This window comes from Burkholderia sp. LMG 13014, assembly GCF_905232215.1.
GTDB lineage: Bacteria > Pseudomonadota > Gammaproteobacteria > Burkholderiales > Burkholderiaceae > Burkholderia.
The window spans coordinates 1-12,159 of record NZ_CAJNKE010000142.1; the positions used below are offsets into that span (position 1 = coordinate 1).

Here is a 12,159-nt window from a genome sequence, read left to right on the forward strand (position 1 = left end):
CCGAAGCCCTGTGCGCCCGCACCGCCCATGTTCGGATCGACGCCCGCGTGGCCGTACTGGTCGTACGCTGCCCGCTTCTGGCCGTCCGACAGCATTTCATAGGCTTCCTTCACCTCCTTGAAATGCTCTTCCGCATCCTTGTTGTCCGGATTGCGGTCAGGGTGATACTTCATCGCAAGCTTGCGATACGCCTTCTTGATTTCGTCGTCGCTCGCATTCTTTGCGACGCCCAGAACCTCGTAGTAATCCCGTTTCGCCATATCGATTCACTGTGCCGTCCGCGCCTCATGCACGCGGCGGCTCCTTTCGCTCGCAGTAAAGTCTCTCGACGCGTCTGGCTCCGGCCCGTTCGGGACGGTCACGCAGCGCCCGCCAAAAAACAAATGTGCCCGGAGGGCCGCGAAGCCCGCCAGGCGTGGAGTCGATCCGGCCATCCGGAAGGAAAGACAGACCGCTTGTCAGCCAACCCGTCAGCCGCGCCGCGCGCGGGTTGCGCGCGCGGCGTGCGGCACCGGGGCAACCCGGCTTAGTCCTTCTTCACTTCCTTGAACTCGGCGTCGACGACATCGTCGGCAGCCTGTTGCGCGCCGCCTGCATGAGCCGCGCCTTCCGCTGCACCCGCTGCGCCGGCCGCACCTGCTTGCTGGGCCTGCATGTCGGCGTACATCTTTTCGCCGAGCTTCTGCGAAACCTTGCCGAGCTCCTCGACCTTCGCGTCGATCGCAGCCTTGTCAGCCGACGCGTCCTTCAGCACTTCCTCGAGCGACTTCAGCGACGCTTCGATGGCTTCCTTCTCGCCCGCGTCCAGCTTGTCGCCGTACTCGGTCAGCGCCTTCTTCGTGCTGTGGACCAGCGCGTCGCCCTGGTTGCGCGAATCGGCCAGCTCGCGCAGCTTGTGATCTTCCGCTGCGTTCGCTTCCGCGTCCTTGATCATCTGGTCGATTTCAGCCTCGGACAGACCCGAGTTCGCCTTGATCGTGATCTTGTTTTCCTTGCCGGTCGCCTTGTCCTTCGCGCCGACGTGCAGGATGCCGTTCGCGTCGATGTCGAAGGTCACTTCGATCTGCGGCACGCCGCGCGGTGCCGGCGGGATGCCTTCGAGGTTGAACTCGCCGAGCAGCTTGTTGCCGGCTGCCATTTCGCGTTCGCCCTGGAACACCTTGATCGTCACGGCGCCCTGGTTGTCGTCCGCCGTCGAGTACACCTGAGCGTGCTTCGTCGGGATCGTCGTGTTCTTGCTGATCATCTTCGTCATCACGCCGCCGAGCGTCTCGATGCCGAGCGACAGCGGGGTCACGTCGAGCAGCAGCACGTCCTTGCGGTCGCCCGACAGGACCTGGCCCTGGATCGCCGCGCCAACCGCGACAGCTTCGTCCGGGTTCACGTCACGGCGCGGATCCTTGCCGAAGAATTCCTTCACCTTCTCCAGCACCTTCGGCATACGCGTCTGGCCGCCGACCAGGATCACGTCGTCGATGTCCGACACCTTGACGCCTGCGTCCTTGATCGCGATGCGGCACGGTTCGATCGTGCGCTCGACGAGGTCTTCCACCAGCGCTTCCAGCTTCGCGCGGGTGATCTTCAGGTTCAAGTGCTTCGGGCCCGACGCGTCTGCCGTGATGTACGGCAGGTTGATTTCGGTCTGCTGGCTCGACGACAGCTCGATCTTCGCCTTTTCAGCGGCTTCCTTCAGGCGCTGCAGCGCGAGCACGTCCTTCGACAGGTCGACGCCCTGCTCCTTCTTGAACTCGCCGATGATGTAATCGATGATGCGCTGGTCGAAGTCCTCGCCGCCGAGGAACGTGTCGCCGTTGGTCGACAGCACTTCGAACTGCATTTCGCCGTCGACGTCCGCGATTTCGATGATCGACACGTCGAACGTGCCGCCGCCGAGGTCATACACGGCGATCTTGCGGTCGCCCTTCTCGACCTTGTCGAGGCCGAACGCGAGCGCGGCTGCGGTCGGCTCGTTGATGATCCGCTTGACTTCGAGGCCCGCGATACGGCCCGCGTCCTTGGTTGCCTGGCGCTGGCTGTCGTTGAAGTACGCCGGCACCGTGATCACGGCTTCCGTGACCGGCTCGCCGAGGTAGTCTTCGGCCGTCTTCTTCATCTTGCGCAGCACTTCCGCCGAAACCTGCGGCGGCGCGAGCTTTTCGCCATGTGCTTCGACCCATGCGTCGCCGTTGTCGGCCTTGACGATGGTGTACGGCATCAGGCCGATGTCCTTCTGGACTTCCTTCTCTTCGAAGCGGCGGCCGATCAGGCGCTTCACCGCGAACAGCGTGTTCTTCGGGTTGGTCACCGACTGACGCTTGGCCGGCGCGCCGACGAGCACTTCGTTGTCGTCCATGTAGGCGATGATCGACGGCGTGGTGCGCGTGCCTTCCGAGTTCTCGATGACCTTGACCTGGTTGCCTTCCATGATGGCGACGCACGAGTTCGTGGTGCCGAGGTCAATACCGATGATCTTTCCCATTTTTTCCTAATCTCCAGAAATGCTTGTTTGCTGCGCAAAACCCCGCGTTTTGGGGCGGTTTCGCGCGCCAGAATTCAACTCTGTTCCCGAAATGCGTCCGTCCGGTCCGTTTTCAAGACCCGACGAGCGATGCGGATATTAAATTTTTTCAATCGCCGCCGGCTAGCGGATCGCCGCCCGGCGTATCGCTGCCCGCCGGATTGCCCGTCGCCGCAGCGATCTTCGCGCGCGCCGCCGACACTGCGGCCTGGAACTGCGCGAGGCCATGCCAGCCCGTCGCGCGGCCCAGCCGCTTGCCGCGGTGGAAGAAGAACCACGTCGGCACGCCGTGCAGCCCGAAGCGGCGCCCCAGCTGGTGGTGTTCGTACACGTTGCAATGGAACCACTTCAGGCCCAGTGCGCGGATCGCGTCGGGCTGGGCGAGCATCGCCTTCTTCGCGATCTCGCAGTTGAAGCAGTCGACGCCCCAGAAGAACACCACCGCGAGTGCGTCGCCCGCGCCGTCGATCGCCGCGTCGAACGTGCCGGCGTCCACCGCCTGCATGTCAAACGTGTCGAATGCGGCCGGATCGACGCCGGCAGGCACCATTGCGACGGCCTTACTTCGGCTGCGCGACGGTGACGAGCGCCGGACGCAGCACGCGGTCGGCGATCGTATAGCCCTTTTGCAGCACTGCAACGACGGTGTTCGGCTCCTGATCGGCCGGTACCATCGAAATCGCCTGGTGCTGATGCGGATCGAATTTCTCGCCGACCGGGTTCAGCGCGACGACGCGGCCCTTCTCGAGCGCGCTCGTCAGCTGGCGCAGCGTCAGTTCGACACCTTCGCGCACCTTCGTGATGTCGCCGGACGTATCGCTGACGGCCGCTTCCAGGCTGTCCAGCACGGGCAGCAGGTGCTCCGCGAAGCTCTCGATCGCAAACTTGTGCGCCTTCGAAACGTCGTCCTGCGCGCGGCGGCGAACGTTCTCGGTCTCGGCCTTCGCCCGCAGGAAGCTCTCCTGCAGCTCGGCGACCTTGGCTTGAGCCTCCGCGAGCGCCGCGTCGGCTGCTTCGGCGGCGGGAGCAGCGCCTTGCGCCGCCTGCTTCTCGCTGCCGATATCTTCGGCCGATTGGGTAGCCGGGTTCTCTTGCGTGTTTTCCATGTCGCTGAAAGTCGATTAGAGGTTGAAGCCAAATCGGCAACCGCCGGACCGTATACCCGGCGGCACCGCACATTGCTGGTGCAAATAAGGGTGAAAACTACGATTTCAAGAGGGTTATTCGCCGGCATTCTCCAATGCCGCGAAACAACCGCGCGTCGCACCGGTGCATCGCCCGCATAGTCCGTCAGATCGGGCGAAACGGGCTGTAACAACGCTTACCTGGCAAGTACTAGCTTGGCACAGGCCCGCTGCACTACACTCCACTCAAGCGTCGGAAAAGCGTGTTTACCCCTAGCTGACCGCCGCCTGACATCCACCTGGCGCCGTTTTCACCCTTCTTCTCGAGGGGAGTACCGTGAAACTGACCTTTGCGATCTCGGTGGTCGCGCTGGTACTCATTGCCGGCACCACCACCATCTGCCTGTCGGGAGCCGTCACCGACCGCACGACCGAATACGGGGGCGCGCGGGCGACGTTCGACCAGATGTTCAGCTCCCACCAGAAAATCTGTCGATGATGCGCCGGTCGCGCTTCGTCGGCCGGCCGTGCAATTCAGCCGCCGGCTCGCGATACGTGCGGCGCCGCTCCAGTTCGGCGAGCCGCGCGGCCCGCCCCGCTTCCGTTTCCGCGTAAAGCGTCTGCGCGACGCTCGCCGGCCCGCGCACGTCGCACACGCCGAGCACGGCAATGTGCCAGACGATGCCGTCGATCGCAATCTCGACCTCGTCGCCCACGCGCACGTCCTTGGCCGGCTTGACGGCCGCGCCGCCGATCTTCACGTGCCCCTTGTCGACCGCATCGGTCGCGAGCGAGCGCGTCTTGAAGAACCGGGCGGCCCACAGCCATTTGTCGATGCGCAGCTTCGCGCCCGGTTCGGTCGAAATCTTGTAATTCATCGCAGCCTCCGCCGGGCCGCCCCAAGGAGGCTGACCGCCCCCTCGGGGGGCAGTGAACGAAGTGAGCGTGGGGGTCGTGTCATCTCAGCTCACCGTTTCGGGCTGCGCGGCCCTGACCGGCCAGCCCTGCAGATTCTCGGCGACGATCTCGCCGAGCGCGCCGATCCACGCGGGCGCGCCGTTCAGGCACGGAATGCGGTGGAACGCCTTGCCGCCGCCGGCAAGGAACTCGTCACGCACTTCCATGCCGATCTCCTCGATCGTCTCCAGGCAGTCGGCCGTGAAACCGGGACAGAACACGTCGGCCCGCCGCACGCCGGCTTCGCCGAACTCGCGCAGCGTCGGCGCGGTGTAAGGCTGCAGCCATTCGGCCTTGCCGAAGCGAGACTGGAACGTGACGCGACATTCGGTCGTCGACAGCCCGAGTGCGGCCATCAGCAGCGCGCCCGTTTGCTGGCACTGGTCGTGATAGGGGTCGCCAAGGTCGAGCGTGCGCTTCGGCACGCCGTGAAAGCTCAGCACGAGTTTGTCGCCGGCCGCAAAGTCGGGCCGGCCGTGCTGCGCCCAGTACTGGCGTACCTGCTCGGCGAGCGCGTGGATATAGGCCGGATGGTCGGCGTAATGCCGCACCGTGCGTACTTCCGGCTGGTTGCGCATGCGCGCGAGCGCGTCGAAGGCGGCATCGAATGCGGTGGCCGTGGTCGACGCCGAGTATTGCGGATACATCGGCATCAGCAGCACGCGCTCGACGCCCGCACGCTTGAACTGCGCGAGCGCGTGCGCAATGTTCGGGCTGCCGTAGCGCATCGCGTAGTCGAGCATCACGTGATAGCCGTTCGACGTGAGCAGATGCCGCACGCTGTCGGTCTGGCGCTCCGTGTACACGCGCAGCGGCGAGCCCTCGGGCATCCAGACCGCCGCGTATTTCTTCGCGGAAGCACGGCCGCGCAGCGGCAGGATCAGCGTGCGCAGCAGCACCTGCCAGATGGCCTGCGGAATCTCGACGACCCGCGGATCCGACAGGAATTCGGCCAGGTAGCGCCGCACCGCGCGCGGTGTAGGGGCGTCGGGCGTGCCGAGATTGATCAGCAGCACGCCGATGCGATGGGCAGCCGCAGTGCTCGAAGGCGGCTCAAGATCGAAACGCATGGGCAATTACGTGCTCGGGGCACGGGACCGGACGGCTCTCAATTATAGCGGGCCGCTCCACACCGGTCGGCTGGCCGTTCGGCCGACTGCCGGCTCATGCGGCGCCGAGGCACGATGACGGGGCGGGATCGGGCTGGCGAGCGCAGGCTACTGCTGGCTCAGCGTGAGCGACAGCAGGCGCGCGGTGATGTCGACGATCGGTATCACGCGGTTGTACGCCATGCGGGTCGGGCCGATCACGCCGAGCGTGCCGACGATCTGCCCGTTCACCTCGTAAGGCGCGGTCACGACGCTCATTTCCTCGATCGGCACGAGCGTCGATTCACCGCCGATGAAGATCTGCACGCCCTGGGCGTGGCTCGACACGTCGAGCAGTTGCAGGAGGCCCGTTTTTTGGTCGAATACGTCGAACAGCTTGCGCAGCCGAGCCATGTCGGAGGAAAGATCCGCCACCTCGAGCAGGTTGCGCTCGCCGGAAATCAGCACGGTGTCCTCGGTGTCGGGCACCTCGGTGCTGGCCGTCACCGCCAGATGCATCAGCGCGGTCATGTCGCCGCGCAACTGGTCGATCTCGTCGCGCAGGCGGCGGCGTACCTCGTCGAACGACAGCCCGGCGAAATGCGCGTTGATGTAGTTGGACGCCTCGGTCAGCTGCGACGGCGAGTAATCGCGCGGCGTCGCGAGCATCCGGTTCTGCACGTCGCCCTCGGGCGTGACGATGATCAGCAGGATGCGCTTGTCCGACAGGCGCATGAACTCGATCTGCTTGAACACGTGGCTGCGGCGCGGCGTGAGCACGACACCCGCGAACTGCGACAGGTTCGACAGCACGCTCGCGGCGGCCGCCACGACCCGCTGCTGCGGCTCGCCGGCCTGCAGCGTGTTCTGCACCTGCCGCGCGACGGCTTCGGCGTCGATCGGCGCCTCGACCGTCAGCATCGTGTCGACGAACAGCCGGTAGCCGCGCGGCGTCGGCACGCGGCCGGCCGACGTGTGCGGGCTCGACACGAGGCCGAGCTCCTCCAGGTCGGACATCACGTTGCGGATCGTCGCCGGGCTCAGCTCGAGCCCGGAGTAACGGGACAACGTGCGCGATCCGACTGGCTGACCGTCGGCGATATACCGTTCGATCAGGGTTTTCAGGAGGGTTCGTGCGCGAGGATCTAGCATGGTGGAAAATTTTAGCGCAACCGCGCGACCGCGGCGAGTGGCGTGGCCACCGATGCGCGGGCCGGCCCGATCCGGCCCCGTCTGCGCACAGCCGGTTCTTTTCGTCAACGAGCTATGGTGTAATGCCGGCATGAAAACCGGTAATCAGTTCAACACCGTCGCGCTCGTCGGCCGGAGCAACACGCCGAACATCGCCGAGCCGCTCGCCACGCTGGCCGCCTGCGTCGCCAAGCGCGGCTTCGAAGTCGTCTTCGAAGCCGAGACCGCGCGCGAGATCGGCATCACCGGCTACCCGGCGCTGACCCCGGCCGAAATCGGGGCGCGCGCCGACGTGGCGGTCGTGCTGGGCGGCGACGGGACGATGCTCGGCATCGGCCGTCAGCTCGCGCCGTACAAGACCCCGCTGATCGGGATCAACCACGGGCGGCTCGGCTTCATCACCGATATCGCGGCGGCCGACATGCAGGCGCTCGTCCCGGTGATCCTGTCGGGCAAGTTCGAGCGCGAGGAACGCGCGCTGCTCGAGGCCCGCATCATGCGCGACGGCGAACCGATCTATCACGCGATCGCCTTCAACGACGTCGTCGTGAACCGCAGCGGCTTCTCCGGGATGGTCGAGCTGCGCGCATCGGTCGACGGCCGGTACATGTACAACCAGCGTTCGGACGGCCTGATCGTCGCCACCCCGACCGGCTCGACCGCCTACGCGCTGTCGTCGGCCGGCCCGATTCTCCATCCGCAGCTGGCGGGCATCGTGCTCGTGCCGATCGCGCCGCACGCGCTGTCGAACCGGCCGATCGTGCTGCCCGACGATTCGAAAATCGCGATCCAGATCGTCGGCGGGCGCGACGTCAACGTGAACTTCGACATGCAGTCGTTCACCGCGCTCGAACTGAACGACACGATCGAGGTGCGCCGCTCGAAGCACACGGTGCCGTTCCTGCACCCGATCGGCTACAGCTACTACGCGACGCTGCGCAAGAAGCTGCACTGGAACGAACACGCCTCGAACGAAGACGACAAGGCGTCCTGACGCCGCTCCGCCCGACACCATGCTCCGCCACCTCTCGATCCGCGACTTCGTCATCGTCGCCGCGCTCGATCTCGAATTCGACAGCGGCTTTTCCGTCTTTTCCGGCGAGACCGGCGCCGGGAAATCGATCCTGATCGACGCCCTCGCCCTCGCGCTCGGCGAACGTTCCGATGCGAGCGTCGTCCGCAACGGCTGCGGCCGCGCCGACATCACCGCCGAATTCACGCCGCACGATCGCGTCGCGCGCTGGCTCGACGAACACGCGTTCGACACCGAGGACACCGTGATGCTGCGCCGCGTGATCGATGCGAACGGCCGGTCGCGCGCGTTCATCAACGGCACCAGCGCGACGCTCGCGCAGCTGCGCGAACTCGGCGAAATGCTCGTCGACATCCACGGCCAGCATGCGCACCAGCTGCTGATGCGGCCCGACGCGCAGCGCGAGCTGTTCGATACCCACGCGGGGCTCGTCGCCGATGCCGCGAACGTCGCGCGCGCATGGCGCGTGTGGCGCGACGCGACGCAGGCGATCGACGCCGCGAAGGCGCACGAGCGCGAGTTGCAGCTCGAACGCGAGAAACTCGCCTGGCAGCTCGCCGAGCTCGACAAGCTCGCGCCGCAGCCCGGCGAATGGGACGAAGTCAGCAACGAACACAAGCGCCTGTCGCATTCGGCGAACTTGATCGAAGGCGTGCGCGGCGCGCTCAACGCGCTGTCCGAGTCCGACGACGCGATGCTTGCGCAGCTCGGCGCGATCGTGTCGAAGCTGCGCAGCCTCGCCGACTACGACACCACGCTCGGCGATGCGCTCGCGTCGCTCGAACCGGCCGAGATCCAGTTGCAGGAAGCCGTCTATTCGCTGTCGCACTATGCGCAGCGCGTCGACCTCGACCCCGAGCGACTCGCGCAGGTCGAAACCCGCCTCGATGCGCTGCACTCGACCGCCCGCAAGTTCCGGCTGCCGCCCGACACGCTGCACGAAGAACACGCCGCACGCCGCGCGCAGCTTGCTGCGCTCGATGCGGCGGCCGATCTCGGCGCGCTCGAGGCGGTGCAGGCCAAGGCGCGGGAAGCCTATCTCGACGACGCCAAGCATCTGTCCAAGGCGCGCGCACAGGCCGCCAGGACGCTCGGCACGGCCGTCACGGCCGGCATGCAGGAACTGTCGATGGCGGGCGGAAGCTTCGAAGTCGCGCTCGTGCCGCTCGCCGATGGCGGCCCGCACGGGCTCGAACAGGTCGAATTCCGGGTCGCCGGGCACCCCGGCGTGCCGCTGCGGCCGCTCGCGAAGGTTGCGTCGGGCGGCGAGCTCGCGCGGGTCAGCCTCGCGCTCGCGGTGATCGCCAGCGCGGCCAGCCCGACGCCGACACTGATCTTCGACGAAGTCGACACGGGGATCGGCGGCGGCGTTGCCGAAGTGGTCGGCCGCCTGCTGCACCAGCTCGGGCGCGATCGCCAGGTGCTGTGCGTGACGCACCTGCCGCAGGTCGCCGCGCGCGGCGATCACCACTTCCAGGTCGCGAAAGGCGCCGACGCGCGCGGCGGCACGGTATCCACGGTCATTGCGCTCGACCGCGCCAACCGGATCGAGGAAGTCGCACGAATGCTCGGCGGGCTCGAGATCACGGCCACGACGCGCAAGCACGCGAAGGAAATGCTCGCGGCCTGACGCCGGCCATCCGTTATCCGTTCATCGGATGCAAAAAGACCGGCGCGTGCGCCGGTCTTTTTTTGGCGCGGCGGCTCAATCGCGTCCGCCCTGCCGCACCGCATCGAACGATCGTTTCAACTATCCGTTTCAATCGCCCCGAACACGCGGTTCCACAGCGCCGTCACGGCCGCCCGCTCGTCGGCCACCACGGCCGGATCGACCCGCGCCTTCTCCATCCCGTCGAGCCGCAGCTTGTGCTGCAGCTTCCGGTACTTGCGGTACGCCGCCCCGACGCGCTCGGCCTCGTCCTCGCCCATCAGCCCGAAGCGCGCGACCTCGCGCAGCAGCGCGATGTTGCCCGTGTTGCGGATCAGCTCGGCATCGCTCGACGCGTGCAGCAGCACCCAGTACTGGACGATGAACTCGATGTCGACCATCCCGCCGCGATCGTGCTTCAGGTCGAACAGCTCGGTCTGGTTCGGGTGGCCGGCAAACACCTTGCCGCGCATGTCGACGATTTCCTTCGCGAGTACGCCGCCGTCGCGCGGGGTCGTCAGCACCTGCTGGCGGATCGTCTCGAAGTCCGCGCCGATCTGCGCGTCGCCCGCGCTGTAGCGGGCACGCGTCAGCGCCTGGTGCTCCCAGACCCACGCGGTATTCGCGGCGTCGCCCTCGCGCAGCTGGTAGCGGCGGAACGCGTCGAGATCGGTGACGAGCAGCCCGGCCTCGCCGTTCGGCCGCAGCCGCAGGTCGATGTCGAACAGCGCACCCGCGCCGGTCGCCGTGGTGAGCCACGTGATCAGGCGCCGCGTGAAGGTCGTATAGACATCTGCCGAACGATCGTCCGCATCGTCATACAGGAAAATCAGGTCGAGATCCGATGCGTAGCCGAGCTCCTTGCCGCCCAGCTTGCCGTACGCGATCACCGCGAACTTCGGCACGTCGCGATGGCGTTTCGCGAGCTGCGACCAGACGACTTCGATCGTCACGTCGAGCACCGCGTCGGCCAGCTCGGACAGGCGGTCGCTCACGTGCTCGACCGACAGTTGCCCGGCCAGATCGATCAGCAGGATCCGGAACACTTCCGCGTGCTGCGCGTGCCGCAGCAGGTCCATCTGCTGCTCCGGGCCGTCGGCCGCGGCAAGGCGCGCGCGCAGCGCGTCCTTGAACGCGGGCCAGTCGAACGGGCTCGCAATCGCCTCGTCGTCGAGCAGCTCGTCGAGCAGTTGCGGGTGGCGGATCAGGTAGCCGCCGCCCCAGCGCGTCGCACCGAGCACCGACAGCACGCGGTCGAGCGCGGCCGGATACTCGGTCAGCAGCGCGAGGTAGACGCCGCGCCGGCTGACCGTCTCGAGCAGGTCGAACAGGCGCACGATCGTGTCGTCGCGGCGCGCGGCGTCGATGTTCGGCGCGGCCTCGAGCGCCCGCTGCGCGACGCTGTCGAAGCGCTGCCGGCTCTTCTCCGCGAGGCCCGTGTAGCGCGACGACTGCCAGATCGCGCGCAACCGGGTGAGCACCGCGGCCGGATCGGTAAAGCCGAGGCCGTCGAGACGGGCGACCAGCGCGTCGTCCTCGCCGTCGTCGGCCAGCGCGCCGCTCCAGATCCACGCAGCCGCCGAGTCATCGCCGGTCGCGCAGGGCGCGCCGCTCGCCTTGTCCGCAAAAATCTGGTCGAACTGCGCTTCGACGAACGTGCGGTGGCCGTCCAGCACCGCCATCAGCGCCGCATAATCGGCAAAGCCCAGCGACGCGGCCAGCGCCGCGCGTTCGTCCGGCTCGACCGGCATCGCGTGCGTCTGCGCGTCGTTGCGGTACTGCAGCCGGTGCTCGAGCGTGCGCAGGAAGTTGTAGGCGTCGGTCAGGCGCTCGCGCACGTCCTCGCCGATCAGCCCGCGCGCCTGCGCATGGCGCAGCACCGCGAGCGTCGGCCGCACGCGGAATTCCGCGTCCTGACCGCCGCGGATCAGCTGGAACACCTGCGCGCTGAATTCGATCTCGCGGATCCCGCCGCGCCCGAGCTTGATGTCGTCGGCCTTGTCGGGCCGCATCGACGCGCGGCGCGCGGCTTCCTGCCGGATCTGCTGGTGCAGCGAGCGGATCGCGCCGATCACGCCGAAATCGAGATAGCGGCGGTACACGAACGGCTTGACGATCGATTCGAGCTGCGACTCCAGCCGCCGCGCCGCGTCGCTGTCGCCTTCCGACACGAGCCGCCCCTTGATCCACGCATAGCGCTCCCACTCGCGCCCCTGCACGTAGAAATATTCCTCGAGCATGCCGAGGCTGCAGACGAGCGGGCCCGAATCGCCGTTCGGGCGCAGCCGCATGTCGACGCGAAACACGTAGCCGTCGGCCGTCACCTCGGACAGCACGCCGATCAGGCGCCGGCCGAGCCGCGTGAAGTATTCCTGCGTGGACAGCGGCGCGCGCGCGCCGCCGGTCGTCTCGCCGTCGTCCTCGTAGACGAAGATCAGGTCGATGTCCGACGACACGTTCAGTTCGCGGCCGCCGAGCTTGCCCATCCCGACCACGCCGAGCACGACGCGCTGGCCGTCGGCGCCGCGCGGCTCGCCGTACAGCGCCTCGAGCTCGCCTGACAGCAGCGCGAGCGAGCGCTGCACGGCCACTTCGGCGAG

General features: G+C 67.0%; 11 protein-coding genes. 3 read left to right on the forward strand and 8 right to left on the reverse strand.

From position 1 onward, the window contains the following. The 4 genes from JYJ84_RS16380 to grpE all read right to left on the reverse strand — a co-directional run. Positions 1 to 260, reverse strand: a 260-nt coding sequence (locus JYJ84_RS16380) for a DnaJ domain-containing protein (RefSeq protein ID WP_205189287.1), incomplete at its 3' end; no start/stop codon positions are given. Between the two features lie 266 nt (positions 261 to 526). Beyond that, a complete protein-coding gene (dnaK, locus tag JYJ84_RS16385; RefSeq protein WP_122944538.1) occupies positions 527 to 2,479 on the reverse strand; it encodes a molecular chaperone DnaK in 1,953 nt (650 codons plus the stop codon). A 148-nt stretch (positions 2,480 to 2,627) separates the two neighbouring features. Continuing rightward, a complete protein-coding gene (locus JYJ84_RS16390) occupies positions 2,628 to 3,068 on the reverse strand; it encodes a thioredoxin family protein (protein ID WP_175222355.1) in 441 nt (146 codons plus the stop codon). 10 nt (positions 3,069 to 3,078) lie between these two features. Beyond that, positions 3,079 to 3,624, reverse strand: a complete 546-nt coding sequence (gene grpE, locus JYJ84_RS16395) for a nucleotide exchange factor GrpE (protein ID WP_122944536.1) — start codon at positions 3,622 to 3,624, stop codon at positions 3,079 to 3,081. Positions 3,625 to 3,979: 355 nt separating this feature from the next. Here grpE and JYJ84_RS16400 point away from each other — a divergent pair, with 355 nt between their 5' ends. Beyond that, positions 3,980 to 4,141 (forward strand): hypothetical protein, encoded by a 162-nt coding sequence (locus tag JYJ84_RS16400; protein ID WP_164462531.1) that lies wholly within the window; start codon positions 3,980 to 3,982, stop codon positions 4,139 to 4,141. Here the strand turns inward: JYJ84_RS16400 and JYJ84_RS16405 are convergent. The 3 genes from JYJ84_RS16405 to hrcA all read right to left on the reverse strand — a co-directional run bounded on the left by JYJ84_RS16405 (position 4,113) and on the right by hrcA (position 6,839). Then, a complete protein-coding gene (locus tag JYJ84_RS16405; protein ID WP_043189537.1) occupies positions 4,113 to 4,520 on the reverse strand; it encodes an RNA-binding S4 domain-containing protein in 408 nt (135 codons plus the stop codon). The genes JYJ84_RS16400 and JYJ84_RS16405 overlap by 29 nt on opposite strands. An 84-nt stretch (positions 4,521 to 4,604) precedes the next feature. Continuing rightward, positions 4,605 to 5,669 carry a ferrochelatase gene (gene hemH / locus JYJ84_RS16410; protein ID WP_174976863.1) on the reverse strand — a complete coding sequence of 355 codons (1,065 nt, stop codon included), beginning with the start codon at positions 5,667 to 5,669 and terminating at the stop codon, positions 4,605 to 4,607. A gap of 147 nt (positions 5,670 to 5,816) precedes the next feature. Then, positions 5,817 to 6,839 carry a heat-inducible transcriptional repressor HrcA gene (gene hrcA, locus JYJ84_RS16415; RefSeq protein ID WP_096472512.1) on the reverse strand — a complete coding sequence of 341 codons (1,023 nt, stop codon included), beginning with the start codon at positions 6,837 to 6,839 and terminating at the stop codon, positions 5,817 to 5,819. Positions 6,840 to 6,969: 130 nt separating this feature from the next. Here hrcA and JYJ84_RS16420 point away from each other — a divergent pair, with 130 nt between their 5' ends. Together JYJ84_RS16420 and recN are read left to right on the forward strand one after the other, a co-directional pair. Then, positions 6,970 to 7,872, forward strand: a complete 903-nt coding sequence (locus JYJ84_RS16420; RefSeq protein ID WP_011351019.1) for an NAD kinase — start codon at positions 6,970 to 6,972, stop codon at positions 7,870 to 7,872. A 19-nt stretch (positions 7,873 to 7,891) separates the two neighbouring features. Then, on the forward strand, positions 7,892 to 9,541 hold the full coding sequence (gene recN / locus JYJ84_RS16425) for a DNA repair protein RecN (protein ID WP_175222356.1): 1,650 nt from the start codon (positions 7,892 to 7,894) through the stop codon (positions 9,539 to 9,541). Positions 9,542 to 9,657: 116 nt separating this feature from the next. On the opposite strand, the gene glnE is transcribed toward recN, so the two are convergent. Next, positions 9,658 to 12,159 (reverse strand): bifunctional [glutamate--ammonia ligase]-adenylyl-L-tyrosine phosphorylase/[glutamate--ammonia-ligase] adenylyltransferase (gene glnE, locus JYJ84_RS16430; protein WP_205189289.1); only part of this gene is annotated, 2,502 nt, incomplete at its 5' end.